At 72.3% G+C, this 15,794-nt stretch carries 15 protein-coding genes and 1 pseudogene; 8 read left to right on the top strand and 8 right to left on the bottom strand.

The genetic code is table 11. From position 1 onward, the window contains the following. Nucleotides 1-10 precede the first annotated feature (10 nt). Nucleotides 11-1,612, bottom strand: a complete 1,602-nt coding sequence (locus VSH64_RS07965; protein WP_407655678.1) for a phospholipid carrier-dependent glycosyltransferase — start codon at nt 1,610-1,612, stop codon at nt 11-13. A 215-nt stretch (nt 1,613-1,827) separates the two neighbouring features. Continuing rightward, complete coding sequence (locus tag VSH64_RS07960) at nt 1,828-1,989, bottom strand: hypothetical protein (RefSeq protein ID WP_326834849.1); 162 nt, start codon at nt 1,987-1,989, stop codon at nt 1,828-1,830. Nucleotides 1,990-2,221: 232 nt separating this feature from the next. Between VSH64_RS07960 and VSH64_RS07955 the strand changes: the two genes are divergently transcribed. The 6 genes from VSH64_RS07955 (at nt 2,222) to VSH64_RS07930 (ending at nt 6,793) form a co-directional block, all read left to right on the top strand. Beyond that, nucleotides 2,222-2,614: an STAS domain-containing protein gene (locus VSH64_RS07955; RefSeq protein ID WP_326834848.1), complete on the top strand. Its 393-nt coding sequence runs from the start codon at nt 2,222-2,224 to the stop codon at nt 2,612-2,614. Nucleotides 2,615-2,653: 39 nt separating this feature from the next. Beyond that, nucleotides 2,654-3,451 carry an alpha/beta fold hydrolase gene (locus VSH64_RS07950; protein ID WP_326834847.1) on the top strand — a complete coding sequence of 266 codons (798 nt, stop codon included), beginning with the start codon at nt 2,654-2,656 and terminating at the stop codon, nt 3,449-3,451. Further along, on the top strand, nt 3,451-4,689 hold the full coding sequence (locus VSH64_RS07945; RefSeq protein WP_326834846.1) for a PP2C family protein-serine/threonine phosphatase: 1,239 nt from the start codon (nt 3,451-3,453) through the stop codon (nt 4,687-4,689). Before VSH64_RS07950 ends, VSH64_RS07945 begins: the two co-directional genes overlap by 1 nt. Beyond that, on the top strand, nt 4,686-5,033 hold the full coding sequence (locus VSH64_RS07940) for an STAS domain-containing protein (RefSeq protein ID WP_326834845.1): 348 nt from the start codon (nt 4,686-4,688) through the stop codon (nt 5,031-5,033). The genes VSH64_RS07945 and VSH64_RS07940 overlap by 4 nt, the downstream gene beginning before the upstream one ends. Nucleotides 5,034-5,161: 128 nt before the next feature. Next, nucleotides 5,162-5,395, top strand: a complete 234-nt coding sequence (locus VSH64_RS07935; protein WP_326834844.1) for a hypothetical protein — start codon at nt 5,162-5,164, stop codon at nt 5,393-5,395. Between the two features lie 204 nt (nt 5,396-5,599). Next, on the top strand, nt 5,600-6,793 hold the full coding sequence (locus VSH64_RS07930) for a GNAT family N-acetyltransferase (RefSeq protein WP_326834843.1): 1,194 nt from the start codon (nt 5,600-5,602) through the stop codon (nt 6,791-6,793). Between the two features lie 98 nt (nt 6,794-6,891). Here VSH64_RS07930 and VSH64_RS07925 read toward each other — a convergent pair. Next, a pseudogene (locus VSH64_RS07925) lies at nt 6,892-7,305 on the bottom strand (CoA transferase); the annotation flags it as partial. A gap of 62 nt (nt 7,306-7,367) precedes the next feature. Between VSH64_RS07925 and VSH64_RS07920 the strand changes: the two are divergent. Next, complete coding sequence (locus VSH64_RS07920) at nt 7,368-7,817, top strand: hypothetical protein (RefSeq protein WP_326834842.1); 450 nt, start codon at nt 7,368-7,370, stop codon at nt 7,815-7,817. A gap of 385 nt (nt 7,818-8,202) precedes the next feature. Here VSH64_RS07920 and VSH64_RS07915 read toward each other — a convergent pair whose 3' ends face one another. After that, on the bottom strand, nt 8,203-9,108 hold the full coding sequence (locus VSH64_RS07915; RefSeq protein ID WP_326834841.1) for a universal stress protein: 906 nt from the start codon (nt 9,106-9,108) through the stop codon (nt 8,203-8,205). Between the two features lie 170 nt (nt 9,109-9,278). Between VSH64_RS07915 and VSH64_RS07910 the strand changes: the two genes are divergently transcribed. Continuing rightward, a complete protein-coding gene (locus VSH64_RS07910) occupies nt 9,279-10,568 on the top strand; it encodes a hypothetical protein (RefSeq protein ID WP_326834840.1) in 1,290 nt (429 codons plus the stop codon). A 76-nt stretch (nt 10,569-10,644) separates the two neighbouring features. Here VSH64_RS07910 and VSH64_RS07905 read toward each other — a convergent pair whose 3' ends face one another. The 4 genes from VSH64_RS07905 to VSH64_RS07890 all read right to left on the bottom strand — a co-directional run bounded on the left by VSH64_RS07905 (nt 10,645) and on the right by VSH64_RS07890 (nt 15,747). Continuing rightward, nucleotides 10,645-11,139, bottom strand: coding sequence for a hypothetical protein (locus VSH64_RS07905; RefSeq protein WP_326834839.1), 495 nt, complete (start codon nt 11,137-11,139; stop codon nt 10,645-10,647). Nucleotides 11,140-11,238: 99 nt separating this feature from the next. Further along, nucleotides 11,239-11,730 carry a hypothetical protein gene (locus tag VSH64_RS07900; protein ID WP_326834838.1) on the bottom strand — a complete coding sequence of 164 codons (492 nt, stop codon included), beginning with the start codon at nt 11,728-11,730 and terminating at the stop codon, nt 11,239-11,241. After that, the gene (locus tag VSH64_RS07895; protein ID WP_326837921.1) at nt 11,727-13,148 is read right to left on the bottom strand and encodes a HAMP domain-containing sensor histidine kinase; all 1,422 of its coding nucleotides are present in this window, start codon (nt 13,146-13,148) and stop codon (nt 11,727-11,729) included. Before VSH64_RS07895 ends, VSH64_RS07900 begins: the two co-directional genes overlap by 4 nt. 91 nt (nt 13,149-13,239) lie before the next feature. Next, nucleotides 13,240-15,747, bottom strand: coding sequence for a hypothetical protein (locus VSH64_RS07890; protein WP_326834837.1), 2,508 nt, complete (start codon nt 15,745-15,747; stop codon nt 13,240-13,242). Between the last annotated feature and the right edge of the window lie 47 nt (nt 15,748-15,794).

Raw genomic sequence — 15,794 nt, 5'->3', positions numbered from 1 at the left:
CTCGCGGCGCTCACGGCCGGCGGTAGATCGTGATGGAGTGGCCGACGTCGTCGACCGGCGTGCTGCCGGCGAGCAGGGCCTTGAGGTGGGCGTCGGCCTTGGCGACGGAGGAATCGGAGACGGCGAGGAGGCCGTGGACCTGCTCCGGCGGTACGCGGAGCGGGTCGGCGGCCTCGATCCCGTAGGCGCCCGGCACGCCGGCGCCCTTGTACACGAGCCACACGCGTTCACCCGGGTAGTGCTCGTGGAGGCGATCGGCGAGGCGGCCGAGGTCCTGGCCCCAGTCGACGTTGGAGTCGTGCAGCCGCAGGTGGGTCTCGGCGGTGCCGCCGAAGGCCTCGTTGGAGTAGGGCAGGTAGTACGGGAACGTGAGCAGCGAGCTGACCGCGGTGACCACCACGAGGGCGGCCGCGGTGACGTGGGCCCAGCGGCGGCGCAGCAGCACCAGGCCGGCCGCGACGACGGCGAGGAACATCGGCAGGAACACCGTGTACCGCACGCCGAAGTCGCGGCTGCCGGTCATGGCGGCGGCGAGCAGCACGGCGGACGGGATGAGCAGGTACGGCGCGGCGGGGCGCAGCCGCGGCACCGCGAACAGCACCACGATCCCGGCCAGCCACAGCGCCAGGGTGCCCAGCGGTGTCTTCACCAGGATCGCGGCGGGCAGGTAGTACCAGAGCGCGCCGAAGTAGAGGCGGCCGAACAGGAACCCGCTCCACACCTGGTCTTCGAACCCGAACTGCAGGTGCATGCCGTCGAGGTAGGGCCGGGGCAGCGGCAGCCAGTCGGCGAGCGAGCGCAGGCCGTGCAGGGCCGGCAGGCCGGGCGGCGCCTGCCAGCGCAGGCTCGGATCCACCGCGAGGTAGGCGGCCCACACCACGGCGACGGCGAGCACCGCCGGGCCGAGAACCGCGGCGAGCAAGGGCAGCACGCGCGGTTTCGCGTCGGGGTCACGGGTGCGCTGGAAGCGCCACACCGACCAGGCGGCCAGCAGCAGCACCACCGGAACCGCGGGCAGGGCACTCATCTTCGTGGCGACCGCGGCGCCGAGCGCGAGCCCCGCCAGGGGCAGATACCGCACGGGCCGGCGCCGGGCCCGCCACACCAGCCACGCCGCCGTGAGCAGGAACCCGGCCATCGGCACGTCGAGGGTGGCGAGCGATCCGTAGGCGATGAGGTCGGGTGAGAACGCGTACAGCGCGAGCGCCAGCAGCCCGCCGACCGGACCGGCGAGGTCGCGCGCGAACGCGAACACGACCAGGCCGAACAGCAGCGTGAGCACGATCATCGGCAGCCGTCCCAGCAGCAGCACGTGCCCGGGGTCGGCGCCCGATTCGTAGAGGACCTGCCGGCCGAGCTGCGTCTCGTCGCCGGCGAACGCGGGGTCGAGGTGCACGCCGGCGAACGCCACCCCGGCCGCGATGATCAGCTTGCCCAGCGGCGGGTGCTCGGGGTTGTAGCGCAGGCTGTGCCGGTCGAGGTACACCACCGCCGTGCCGACGTACACGGGTTCGTCGATGGTGGGCGTCTGCTCCCGCGCCGTGGTGACCATCGCGAACGCCATCTGGGCCAGCAAGGCGAACCCGACCAGCGCGAACGCCCACCGTCGCAGGCCCGGGAACCGGCTCGCCGGCTTCTCCGGGGACGCCTCGGCCACGCTCGGCAGCTGGCTCGTCGGCGGCGGCACCCCGGAGTTCCTTCCGTGCGGGTGAACGGGTCGGAACCCATGCTACGTCCGGGTGCGCACAGTGCGGGCTTCGTGGCGGAGCGTGCGGGCCCGCCCCGAGGGGAATGTCCTCAGTGGACGGGCCGGGCCGGAGCCGCCGGTCAGCGGCTGCCGACGGTCTTGCGCTTCACGAAACCGATCACGGCCGTCGCCGCGAACAGGACGGCGCCCACGATCACCAGCCAGAACAGACCCTTGATCACGACGCCCAGCACCACGCACACGAGCCAGATCACCAGCAGAATCCCCAGCAGCGCGATCATCGACGGTCCTCCAGCGCATCACGGCCTCCCCCGGTGAGAGGTGCCGGCGGTCTACCCGCGCGAAGGGATCTCGAAACGTGGCCCGCGCGGGGACTGTCCTGCCCGCCGAGCACGACGGGCGTAGGGTACGAAGACCGCGGTTCAGTCCAGCAGCCGTTGTCCTTTCGGCAGGCGGACAGCTGTGCGACGCGCGGCTCTGCCTCCGCTCACCCTTCGAGGGAGGCGTTTCCCCATGACCGATTCCGGTCTGCACCCCCACCCGGCGCAGCTGGCCGCCCCCGCCACCATCCGGGTGCACGCCATCGCCGAGGCCACGACGGTGACCGTGCTCGGCGAGCTCGATCTCGCCATCACCGACCGGCTGGCCGAGCAGCTCACCGCGGAGATCGAGCTGCGTCCGCGGGCGCTCGTGCTCGACCTCACCGCCGTCACGTTCTGCTCGTCGCAGGGCCTCGGCGTGCTGTTGTCCGCCCACGAGTCGGCGGGCGCCGCCGGCGTGCCGTTCGCAGTGGTGACCGAGCAACGTGCGCTGCTGCGTCCGCTCCAGCTGCTCGGCCTCGACCGGGTGCTGCTGATCCACGCCGGCCGCACCGAAGCGCGGCAGTGGCTGGCCACCCTGCGCTGAGCTCGTCCCCGTCCGCCGAACCCCGGGAGAATCCGAGCCTTGGACATCCGCACCAGGAACAACGTCGTCGTGACCGGTCGTGACGACGGCCCCACACTGCTGCTCGCGCACGGCTTCGGCTGCGACCAGAACCTCTGGCGCCTCGTGGTGCCCACGCTCGCCCGGCGGTTCCGGGTCGTGCTGTTCGACTACACCGGATCCGGCCGGTCGGCCGTGACCGCGTGGACGCCGGAGCGCTACGGGCGGCTCGACGGGTACGCCGAGGACGTACTGGAGATCTGCGCCGAGCTGGACCTGCGCGACGTGGTGCTGGTCGGGCACTCCGTGAGCGCGATGATCGCCGTGCTGGCCGCGACGCGCGAGCCGGAGCGGTTCGCGAAGCTGGTGCTGCTCACGCCGTCGCCGTGTTACCTCGATGACGGTGCCTACCGCGGCGGGTTCAGCCGGTCCGACATCGACGAGCTGCTCGGCTCGCTGGAGGCGAACTACCTCGGCTGGTCGGCCACGATGGCGCCGGTGATCATGGGCACGCCGGAGCGCCCCGAGCTCGGCGACGAGCTCACCACGAGCTTCTGCCGCACCGACCCGGCGGTGGCGCGGGTGTTCGCGCGCGCCACCTTCCTGTCCGACAACCGCGCCGATCTGCCGAAGGTCACCACGGCGACCCTGGTGGTCCGCACGGCCCAGGACGCCATCGCGCCCCCCGAGGTGAGCGACTACACCCACCGCGCCATCGCGGGCAGCCGGCTGGTCACGCTCGACGCGATCGGGCACTGCCCGCAGCTGAGCGCGCCGGAGGCCACCGCGGCCGCGATCGCCGAGTTCGCCGCCGCGTGATGTCCGTGGCCGGTCCGCCCGGCGACAAACCCGACAGCTCGGCCGGCGGCCGGGAGTTCTCGGCCCTGCTGGAGGACAGCGCGGAGGACCTCTACGACCACGCGCCGTGCGGCTACCTCTCCACGATGCTCGACGGCTCCATCGCCAAGATCAACGAGACCCTGCTGCGCTGGCTCGGCTACACCCGCGAAGAGCTGGTGGGCCGGCGCCGCTTCACCGACCTGCTCACCGTCGGCGGCCGGATGTACCACGAAACGCACTTCGCTCCCCTGCTGCGGCTGCGCGGTGAGCTCGGCGGCATCGCGCTGGAGCTGAAGGCGGCCGACGGCACGCGGCTGCCGGTCCTGGTGAGCTCCACGGTCAAAACCGGCAGCGACGGCACGGCCCAGCTCATCCGCACCACGATCTTCGACGCGCGCGACCGGCGTTCGTACGAAGAGGAACTGGTGCGCGCCAGGGAGGAGGCCGAGCGCGCGCGGGACCACGCGCAGCGCCTGGCCCGCACCCTGCAGCGCACGCTGCTGCCGCCCGCGCTGCCCGAGGTACCGGGCCTGGCGGTCGCGGCCCACTACCACCCGGCGTCGAGCGACGAGGTCGGCGGCGACTTCTACGACCTGTTCCCGCTCGCCGACGGGGCCTGGGGCTTTTTCCTCGGCGACGTGTCCGGCAAGGGCGCAGGAGCGGCCGTGGTGACGTCGCTGGCCCGCTACACGCTGCGTGCGGCCGCGGTGCACGACCCCGAACCGGCCACGGCGCTCGACCGGCTCAACACCGCACTCCACCAGGAGTACCACGGCGCCGACCCGCGGTTCTGCACCGTGCTGCAGGGCCTGCTCGTGCCCGAAGGCGACGGCTTCGCCCTCACCCTGGCCGCGGGCGGTCATCCGCCGGCACTGCTCATCAGCGCGTCCGAGCGCGCCGTCGACGTGCTCGACACGCGCGGCGGCATGCTCGTCGGGGCAATCGCCGGCGCGACGTTCACCACCGTCCGGCGGCACCTGCGACCCGGCGACACGCTGCTGCTCTACTCCGACGGCCTCACCGAAGCCCGCACGCACGGCCGCGTCCGCTACAGCGAGGAGCTGCTGCGGGACCACGTCGCCACGCTGGCGCCCACGACCGCACCCGCCCTGGTCACCGCGCTGACCGACCTTCTCGCCGGCTTCGGCGAAGGCGTGGACGACGACACCGCGCTGCTCGCGCTGAGCGTCCCGCTCCGTGAGGGTGACCGGCCGTGAGCGGCACCTCCAGCACGCGGGTCACCGCCACCGGCCCGGTCCTCACCCTGACCGGCGACCTCGACGCGGCGACCGCCCCCGAGGCCCAGCGCGAGCTGGCCAGGCTCACCGTCGCCGCCGGACAGCTGCTGGTCGTGGACCTGACCGCGGTGGCCTTCTGCGATTCGAGCGGCATCAACGCACTCATCGCCGCGCGCAACATCGCCGTGGCCGCCGACGCGGACCTCGCGCTGGTCGCCGTGCCCCGCCACCTCGACCGCGTGCTCGTGATGATCGGCCTCGCGAGCCTGTTCACCACGTACGCGACGGTCGAGCTCGCTGTCGCGGACCACGCCGAGCGGTAGCGACCCGGTCCGCCGTGGACTTCCCCTCCGACGTTAGCCCGTTCGAGTGGTGTCACCGGAATGGAGGAGTGCGACCGCGCACAGGGGGTACGCGGCGGGGACTCACACCGGCCGAGGGGGACCCCGCGTTGAACCGCATGCTGATCAGCCAGGAGAGCCGGCACGTCGCGTGCCCGGAGTGCGGACTGCCCGCGCTGCGCGTGGCCCGGCTCGTCGACGGCACCGGCCGGCTGCTCGGCCGGACGGTGTTCTGCGCCGAATGCCGCCGACGCCGTCGTGGGCCCGCGGCCGACGGCGGCGTTGCCGAGCCGGTGCCGGCTGAGCCCCAGAGCACGGTCGCGTCGGCTGCGCCGTTGCCGTAGCTCCCGGAGGATCGCGGCGACCGGCCACAGTGGACGCTTGCGCCGGCTCCGCTCATACCCGGCGCACTGCGCCGCGGACCTTCGCCCCGGACCGCGGCGGCTACGACCTCGGCACCACCGGCGGGTGACGGTAATCGAGTTGACCCCGGCCGCGCGCGACGGTGCACTGTGGCACGACGCCACGACCCCGGGGAGACGGCACCAGTGGAAATCCGCGGTACCACCGAGCAGGACTTCGACGTTTTCGTCGACACCGTGCACGCCGCCTTCGCGCGGTTCACCGAGCCCGAGGCCGAGGGCGGCGGCGGGTTGTGGTGGTCGGCGCTGGAGCCGGACCGCGGGGTGCTGGCGGTGGCCGGCGGGAAGCCCGTGGGCACGGCCGCGGCGTATTCGTTCGAGCTCACGCTGCCCGGTGGTGGTGTGGTGCCGGCCGCCGGGGTGTCCGCGGTGGGGGTACTGCCGTCGCACCGGAGGCGGGGTGTGCTGAGCGCGATGATGCGCCACCAGCTCACCGAGCTGCGGGCGCGGGGCGAGATCCTGTCGGTGCTGCTGGCGTCGGAGGCCCCGATCTACGGCCGGTTCGGCTACGGGCCCGCCACGTACACGAACCGCGTGACCGTGCCGAGTCATCAGGCCTTCGCCGCGCCCCGGGCGGGGGAAGAGGCCGAAGGCACGGTCGAAGTGCTGCGCCGGGCCGAGTGCGGCGCGCTGCTCGAAGAGGTCTACGACCGCTACCGCCGTGCGCAGCCCGGGGCGCTGTCCCGGCCGCACCGGTGGTGGGAACGGCGTGCGGGGCAGCCGCCGATTTCCCCGGCACCGCGGTACGTCGCGGTGCACCGCGACGCGGCCGGAGTGGCCGACGGCTACGCGAGTTACTCGCTCGGCGAGCCCGAAACCCTGGCGGTCGACGAGACGATCGCGAGCGACGACCGCGTGGTCACCGCGCTGGCCCGCTTCCTGCTCGGCCACGACCTGGTGAAGCAGGTCGTGTTCAGGCACCTGCCGCTCGGCACCCCGCTGCGCTGGCAGCTGGCGGACTTCCGCGCCGGCGAGGTGAGCTGCGTCGACGACTGGCTGTGGGTGCGGCTGTTGGACGTGCCGCGCGCGCTGGAAGCCCGCGGCTGGTCGGCCGACGGGGAGCTCGTGCTCGACGTCACCGACCCGTTCCTGGCCGAGCAGCGGCGGTACCGGCTGACCGTGCGTGCCGGCAAGGCCGAGTGCGTGCCGACGGACCGGGCGCCCGACCTGTCGCTGGACGTGCGGGACCTCGGCTCGCTCTACCTCGGCGGCACCGCGCCGAGCACGCTGGTGCGGGCCGGGCACATCCGCGGCGACGGCGCGGCGGCCGACGCGTTCTTCCGCACCGACCGGGAACCGCACTGCCTGCACTGGTTCTGAGCGGGCTCACCGCACCCGGGGCTCGGGTGGCCGCGCGCGGAGCCACCCGGGCTGGTCGGCCCCGCGTGGCGAAAGCACGTTGAAGTAGTGCCTTCGGTGGCGCGGCGGACGAGGGCGGCCAGCGCGCCGGTGGCCCGGAGCCACGCGACCAGGTAGTCGTCGATGATCGACGTCGGCGGCGGTTTCGGGTGCGCCAGGCTGCCTTCGGCGGCGACCATCCCGGTGACGGTGCCGGCGACCTGGCCGAAGTCCACGCGGTTCGCCCACGGGCCGGTGTCGCCGTGGCAGCTCACGGTCACGTGGATCAGGCCCGGGCGCAGGCCGATCGCCTGGTGCGCGTCGACACCGAGCTCGGTGGGCAGGCCGGGGCGGCGGTTGGCGGGGAACACGTCGGCGTCGCGCAGGAGGGCGTGGAGGGTGGCCTGGCCGTCGGTGCCGCGCACGTCGAGGCGGGTGGAGCGCACGCCGACGTTGGCGGTGGCCACGAGCGAGTCCATCTCGAACCCCGGCACACGTTGAGCGCGTCGGCACCGAGCGCGGCCGGCGAGCGGCCGATGCCGGCGCCGGCGATCACGTGGCCCATGCCGAGCGCGCGGAGGCCGGACAACGGGTGGGTTCCGCCGCGCGGCAACGGTTCCGGCGGGGTGTCGGCCACTTCCTCGATCTCGATCAGCGGCCGCGCGGCCAGGTGCTCGAACACCGGCTCGGCCACGAACTCCTCGACGCTGCGGACTTTCGCGAACACGATGCCGTGCTGTTCACCGAGCTGCTCGAGCGCGTCGGCGATGTGGCGGGCCGGCGCGAGGCCGAGCGCTTCGGGGTTGTCCGCGCAGTCGAGCACGGCGAGCATCGTCGATTTCAGGCCGGGGTAGATGTTCGCGGGGATCCCGTGGCGGCCGTCGCGCGTCGGGTAGAAGCTCAGGTACGCGCCGACGAGGCGGTCGGCCAGGTCGGCGGGGTGGCCGTTGAGCGTTTCCCAGCACTGTTCCGAAGCCGGGGATGGCCTGGCCGAGGTCGACCGTGATGTCCTGGCCGAGGCCGGTGCGCGTCCGCCACAGCTTCGCGGCGAGCACCGACTGCTGCGCCAGCGCGATCGCGGCGGCGGCGCCGATGCGGATCGAGCTGGGCATGAGCGGGTCGCGCTTGAGGAAGGTGATCTCGCCGCCGCTGTCCTCGGGCGTGAAACCCAGTGGTGCCGGCACTTCCCGCAGCTCGGCGTGGGGGTCGAAGGTGTCATCGCACGCTCGGGTACGCACCGCGGCGAGCATCGCTTCGCGCATCGCCCGCGGGTCGGTTGTCTCCACAGTGGACACTCCCGGGTCGGGACCGCGACGTCCGCGAGCTCGCCGGCGCCGGGGTGAGGCGCGTCGAATCCCAGCGACGACCGCGGGCCGACTTCGGAGAATCCGTCACTCGTCCCGCGACGCCGGCCGGGTGCCGCGCACCACGAGAACCGGGCACAGCGCGTAGGAGATGAGGCTCTGGCTGGTGGACCCGAGCGCCAGGCCGGCGAGCCCGCCGCGACCCCGGCTGCCGACGACCAGCAACTGTGCGCGATCGGCCCAGTCGAGCAGGCCGTCGGCCGGGCGTTCCTTCACCACCAAGCGCTCCACCTGCACGTCGGGGTACTTCGCCTGCCAGCCGGCCAGGCGCTCGGCGAGCAGTTCCCGTTCGCGCGCCTCGATCTCGTCGGCGTCCGCGCGGCCCGATTCGAACACCGAGGCCAGGAACCCTTCCTTCCAGCAGTGCAGCGCGACGAGCCCCGACCCGCGCCACGACGCCTCCTCGAAGGCGGCGGCGAGGGCTTCCTCGCCGACCGGCGTGCCGTCCACGCCGACGACGACCGGACCGTCGACGGGCGGCTCGTCCTCGGCGACGCGCGGCCGCACGAACGCGACCGGGCACTCCGCGTGCGAAGCGAGCGAGACCGACACGGACCCGAGCACGACCCGGCCGAGCCGGTGCAGCCCCCGCGTGCCCAGCACCACCATCGCGGCCGTGGCCGACTCGGCGCGCAGGGCCGCCGCCGGCTGCTCCGGCCGCAGCACCACGTCCACCGCCACCCCCGGAGCCACCTCCGTGACGGCGGCCTTCGCCTGCTCGATCACCTGCGCGCTGCGCTCCCCCACGAACTGCTGCGCGTCCTCGTACGTCGGCGCCGCGTGCGGGTAGGTCTCCGGGATCTCGTCCACGGCGTGCACCAGCCGCACCCCGAAGCGGCGCTCCCGAGCCATCCGCGCGGCCCACCGCACCGCCGTCAACGCCGACTCACTCCCGTCGATCCCGACGACCAGCTCGCTGGACGCGTTCGCCATGGGTTCCCCGCCTTCGTCGGTGTGCCGGCACTCCGGACTGTAATCGGCGGGGGTGGCGGGTGAGATGGTCAAGAGGCCCTCGTCCGGGTGACTTTCGGCCAGGGGTTCGCGGGCACGGGGATTCGGTGATCGAGCACCTGGGAACGCGGTGCCGCAGTAAGATCCGGCCGGTGGAGCCTTTCACAGCGGTCACCGTGATCGCGGCGAAGTACGGAGCATCGGCCGTGGTCGGCGCTCTCACCGGCAACGAGGGCCTGGGCGGCCTCGCCTCGGAGGTGCTGGGTGCGCTGCTGGAGAGCGAGGACCGGCTCGCCGAACAGCTCGACGGAATCGGCCGCAAGCTCGACAAACTGCTGGTGCAGCGCTACTCGACGGCGCTCACGGCCGGCCAGCGGATGATGCTCGACGCCCGGACCGCCGCCGACCCCCAGATCCGGGCGGCCGAGCTGGGCCGCGCGCGAGACTGGTTCCTCGAGGCCGCCTCGGCGGCTGTGTCGACCCTGCAGCTGGCGATCGCGGAGCGCTACGTCGCGTTGTGCTACCTGGCGCTCGGCCGACCGGAAGCCGCGCGGACCGCCCTGAAGTCGTTGGACCGGGCCGCCGTCGAGGCGACGCTCGACGGAGCGGCGATCGCCGGGCCCGAGGCCTACGAGCGCGCCAGAAAACAGCTGGGCTGGTCCGGCCGGATGGGTTCCCGGTCCCGGCGCGAGGAGACGCTCGAAGAGCAGGCGTCGGAGATCATCGACGCCGCGTTGCGCGAAGCCGACCTGGCACAGGAACTGCTGGCGGAATCCAGGATTCTCGCTCAAGGCCTGGGTGTCGACACCGGTGCGCTCCCGGAAATCGAGTCGCTGCCGGCCGACCGTGAGTTCGACGATCCCGACGGGCCCGATCCGCTCCGGACCTCGGGCCTGCAGCTGGTTTTCCGGGGCACCGGCCCCCTGCGCTACGGCCCGATCACGGTGACCTGGCGCAAGGCGCAGGCCCAGCCGATCCCGTGGCCGCTGCGAACCGGCCGCGAACTGGCGAGCATGAGCGACGTGCGCGACTACCTCGAAGCCCGCTCGATTCCCGCGGCGCACGCGGACGCCGATTTCGTGCACCGGTTGCGACGTCACCTGCACCGAGGCGGGACCGCCTGGCTGGCGGTGGACGTGACGGTGCAGGTCGATCCCGCGTTCACCCGCGACCGGGTCGTCAGCCTGGCCGGCAAGCCCGACGGGCCTGGCGCGCCCGACCGCTGGCTGGATTTCCAGCACCGGGGAATCGGCCCGGGAAAAACGCAGTTCCGCTTCTGCTCGGCGTTCCCCGCCTCCGGCGGCGTGCCGGAGGAGACGGAGCACTCCGATGGGCCGTGGTTCATGGGCTTCCCCGAGGGACTGTCGGACGAAATCGCCGTGAGCATCGACAACACGGTGGTCTTTCCCGCGCCGTGGCCCCTCCTGCGCCAGACCGGTTGACCGCGGACTGGGCCGGAATTCGGGGTGAGGGCCCGCTTTCCGGCCCCCACCCCGAGTCACCCCCGTGCCGTCGGCGCTACTTCGTCACGCACTGCACCACCGGATCGGCGGCGGTGCCGGAGGCGGTGCAGTCCAGGGTGTGGCCGGCGGTGGGCTGGGGGTAGGACGCGATGAGCTTCCCGTGCTCCTGCCCCGGGTGCGCGGGCAGCTCGCCGGTTTCGGTGGCGAGGAAGAACTGCTCGTCGGTGATGTCGTAGCCCTCGGCGTCGTAGCTGGGCAGCTCTTCGACCGCGTGCGGGCTCACGACGGTGCCCAGGCCCTGCTTGCCGCCGGCGTCCCATTCGAGGAGGTCGATCGCGTAGGAGCCGGTGGTGAGACGGAGGTTGTCCGGCTGGGTGCCGGGCCGCGGAGTGGGCGGGTTGGTCGTGGTGGGCGAAGGCGCGGCGGCCTCCGGTGCGGCCGGCGCCGGCGAGTCGCCGGCGGTGGCGATGGCCGTGCCCGCCGCGGCCACGAGGGCCACGGCGACCCCGACACCCGCCAGGGTCCCCCGCTTGAGGTTGATGCGTGTCATGGAGAAAACCACCCCTTGTCGTTCCGATTGTCCGGAACTCATGCTGGCGCGCTGAATTCTCAGGTTTGTCGGGATGGTGTCCGGATCTCGCAACAGGATTCAGGCGCTGCGGCACGTGCGGTTGTGGTAGGTCGTGCCGATCGCGACCACGTCGACGCCCGCGCTGCCCACGGACCGGCCACCGGCGACGAGAGCGGCGATCGTGGTGCACACGACCTGGCCCAGGCGCGCGGGAACGTCGTCCGGCAGCGCCGTGGGCACGCGCACCGTGACGGGGGTCGAGGTGGTGTCGACGGCGGAGAAGATCTGGCCGGTGGGCAGCAGCGACGAGTAGCCCTCCGCCCGCTCCTGCGCCGTCGGGCCGGCGAACAGGGCGGCGAGCACGTTCTGCGGCCCCACTTCCCGGCTGGAACCGGTGAAGCGCAGCACGGGCGCGAGCTTGCCACCGCGCAGGAAGTACAAGCTCACGCGGCCGGCGGACTGCTTGTTCAGGTACGGCCCCGATCCGGCGGGCACGACACCGGTCGGCTGGATGCCGCAGCCGGCCGCCAGCAGCAGGGCGACCAACGGCGGGGCGAGGCGGCGGATCACGGCCGCTCCCGGGGCAAGGTGAGGGTGAACCTCGCGCCGCTGCCGGTGTTCGCGGCGGTGAGGTCGCCGCCGTGGAGGCGGGCGTTTTCGCGGGCGATGGCGAGGCCGAGGCCGCTGCCCTCCGAGCGGGCGCGCGAGGTGTCGGCCTTGGTGAAGCGGTCGAACACGTGCGGCAGGACCTCCTCGGGGATGCCGGGACCGTGGTCGGTCACGGTGAGCGTGACCGTGCGCGCGTCGGCGGCCAGCGCGAGGTAGACGGGCGGGCGGCCGTGGCGCAGGGCGTTGCCGACGAGGTTGGCGACCACCACGTCGAGCCGCCGCGGGTCCAGGGTCGCCAGGACGCCGGGCGCGAGGTCGAGCACCAGGCCCTCGTGCCCGGTCCAGCCGCGGGCGGCCAGCGTGTCGGTGACGGCCGTGGCGACATCGCGCTCGTCGAGGCGCAGCTCGGCGCGCCCGGCGTCGAAGCGGGAGACCTCCACGAGGTCCTGCACGAGCCGGGTCAGGCGGCGCGTCTCGCTCGACACCAGGCGCGCGGCCACGGCGGTGTCCTCGGGCAGCTGCTCCGCGTCTTCGTCGAGCACGTCGGTGACGGTGTTCATCGCGGCCAGCGGCGTGCGCAGCTCGTGGGAGACGTCGGCGACGAACCGGCGCGCGTCGGCCTCCATCGCCCGCAGCGACTCGACCGTGCGTTCCAGCTCCGCGGCCGTGCCGTTGAACGTGGCCACGAGCTGCGCGAGCTCGTCGGAACCTTCCACCGGCAGCCGCACGTCGAGCTGCCCGCCGCCGAGCTTGCGCGCCGCCGTGTTCAGCGCGCGCACCGGCCGCAGCACGCGCCGCGCGGCCAGCAGCGCCAGCACCGCGGCGACCGGCAGCACCAGCAGCGTGGTCCGCCACGCGCTCGTGGCGAGCTGGTCGATGTCGTCCTGCCGACGGTCCAGCGCCACGGCCGTGTACACCTCGAGACGCGCGCCCGGCGTGTCCGGCAGCTCGGAGTTCAGCACCACGGTGCCCGCGACGAAGAACGGCTCACCGTTCTGGTCGAGCACGCGCTGGAACTGGATCCCGCTGCCCGCCGCCACTTCCCGCCGCAACTCGGCCGTGAGCAGGCTCGGCGTGAACCCCGGCCGGGAGCTCAGTCCACCGTAGACAGCCGTCGCGTTGCCATTGTTCACGTTGTCCGCCAACGCGTCGAGCTGCGCCTCGTCGGGCGGCAACGCCAGCTGCGGCAGGTACGCCGTGACCTGGTCCCGCAGCTGATCCATCACCGGGTCCTGCACCGCCCGCAGGATCGTGGTGCGCGCCGACACGTAACTCGCCCCGGCCGCCGCGGCCGCGCCGACCACCGTCATCGCGGCGAACGCGAGCACCAGCCGCGGCCGCAGCCCCGAAAGCCACGCCCGCACCCCCGGCCGAGTCACCACGAAAGCCATTATTCACACCGGACCGGGCAGGCGCGGGAGGACGACGATCTTGTAGCAGAACCATGACAACGAGCTGGTTCTGAGCCACTCAAGCGTGAACGGGCGGGTCCGCGTCGAGGTCACGTGCCTTGCGGAAATCCACGATCCGCTGCCAGGCCAGCCTCGGGTGCGCCGCCATCCACCGCCGGGCGACCGCGAGCTGGTGGAAGTCCGCGGCCGCGAGCTCGGTGTGCCCGAGGTCGTCGGTGAACGCCTCCAGGAGAGTGGCGCAGAACAACGTGAGGCAGCCCGCGTTCCAGCGCAGGACGTCGGTCTCCGTCAGCGAATCCTCGGCCGCTTCCGCCACCAGGTCCTGGGCCATCCGCGACAGCTCGAGCGGGTTCTCGACCTCCGAAATGGTGAACAGCCGCGCGGTGAGCGCCACGTGCTCGGCGGTGGTGCTCAGCACGGCGGTGAGCCCGGTCAGTGCGTGGATCTTGGCGGACAGCTCCTTCCGCACCAGCACCGAGGTGACTGTCGCGAGGCTCGGCTCGTGGATCGTCGTCGAAACGTCGACCATTTCGACCGCGTACCGCTGCAGATCCCGAGGCAGGCCACCCGAGAGGCAGTGGCAGAGGTAGCAGAACTGTTCGGTGACCCCGACGACCCGCGACGCCACCCAGCGCCGGCTCTCCTCGAGGGTGAAGTGATCGAGGCGGACCATCTCGGAAAACGCACTGTCGAACGCGTCGCGGATACCCAGGCCACGCTGCTCGAAGTTCAGCACGGCGTCGTCGGACACCGAGACGAAGAACATGCAGCCACGAACCCCGAAGACACCCTTGATGTCGTTGATGAACTGGTGCGCCTTTTCCGGCTCCCCGATCTTGTCGAGCTCGTCGATGGCGATTACCATCCGGTCGATCAACCCGGCCTCCCTGAGGGTGGCCGAGGTCTGGCCGGCGAGCGCCCTCAGTTTCTCGACCACTTCGGGGTGGGTGAGCTGCTGCTCGGCCTGCTGCGTCGACCAGGTCCGGCCTGCCTCACCCTTCAACGGCAGACTCAGCTTGCCAGACCAGCCGGTGGTGTGGGTCTGCAGGAACCGCGTCTGGGCGAGCTGACGAGTGGCGGCGCGGTGCAGTTCGACCAGGTCGTGGTGACGCCGCCGCCAGGCGGCACGAGAAAGCAGGGTGAAGGGCGCGAGCACGACCATGCGCACGAGCTGCAGAACCACGAGCGCGATCAACACCAAGGCGATGACGTGGGTGACCGGCTGGGCTCGCCACAGGACCCCAGCCGACACCGGCAAGTCCGCCACCGCCTTGGTGGTCAGCGTTGCGATCTCCCGTAGGAAATCGAGCAGCGGGACGCCCCAAAGCAGCAGAGCTGCACCGAGCATGACCACGGTGAAGACGAGGTACTTGGCCAAGCTGACAGCGGCCTGTCGCAGGACCGCGCGACGATTCTTCTTGTCTAGCCGCAGCACCGGGCGGAGCACGTCGCCCGTCCTGTCGATCACCGTCCGGCACAGCAACGCGTGCAGGTGCAACACGAAGTCGCGCGCCTCGTAATTGGCGGGAGCCGACGCCAGCACCACCAGCGGCTGTCGGCCGCCCGTTGTCAACCGGCCGTACCGCAACGCCTCGATGGCCGTCGTCTTGCCGACGCCTCGCGATCCGGCCAGCGCCACCGCGCCCGATTCGGTTCGCTCGATGATCCGCCGCAACCGTTCGGCGCCAGCGGTCATCACGGTTTCCCCGCCACCCCCTTCGTCGAGCCCCGACACGTCGCCGTAGACGAGCGTGGTGCCATCCCGGCGCGACCGGTGGACCCGGATGTAGTCGAGGAACGCCGGCACGACCACCTCGGTCAGGAGGTACTCACGCCGGTCACCGATATCCAGCAGGTCGGGATGTGGTTCGGTCCGCGGGACCAGATTCAGGACCCCGGTCCCGTCGCGGCCAGGGCGCGTCAGCCCTGAGACGGAAAGTGCCGCCACTGCACAGAATCCCAGGATCACCAGCACGTGCGCGGGCACCGGCATCCGCGGCCACGCAGCTCGCATCAAGGACAGGTACGTGACTCCTCCGACCGCGGTCGCGGCCAGCCGGAAGTACTGGCCCGGGCGCAACGACGTCAGCGTTGAGGTGACCGCCGACGCCCCGTAGCCGCCGATGCGGCCCAGCCGATCCCGCTCGATACGGATCCGCGCTACGACCGACTCGTCGGCGAGCACGTGGGCTTCCGCGTCCTGCAGCCGCACCCGCTCTTCGCTCAATGCCCTGGTGACCTCACGGTAGGTGCCGGCCTCGTCTACCAGGACCTGGAGAACGAGGCGGGCACTCCAAGCATCGAAGTCGTCGAAATCCGCGTCCCGGAGCTGCTCCATCACCGCGTCGGTCGCCCGCCCTTCGCGGGCCTGTTCGACGAGCCTCAGCCGGACTGTCGTGGTCAACAGGACCGCCGCGAGAAAGCACAAGAGGCCCAATGCCAGCGCCAGAACGGAGTCAAATTCGAGCGTGTCCTGCAGCGTCACGAACAGGAGGAGGGAGACCCCGCACGCCGTGAACGCACCCAGCGTGAAGCTCTGCACCGGCGGCTGCTCGAGCTGCGGCACCGCCTCCTGGCGATCTGCTGATGGCGACGGCACCGGACAAGTTTGCA

The organism is Amycolatopsis rhabdoformis (assembly GCF_035918295.1).
Classification (GTDB): domain Bacteria; phylum Actinomycetota; class Actinomycetes; order Mycobacteriales; family Pseudonocardiaceae; genus Amycolatopsis; species Amycolatopsis rhabdoformis.
This window is presented reverse-complemented; position numbering and strand designations above follow the sequence as displayed.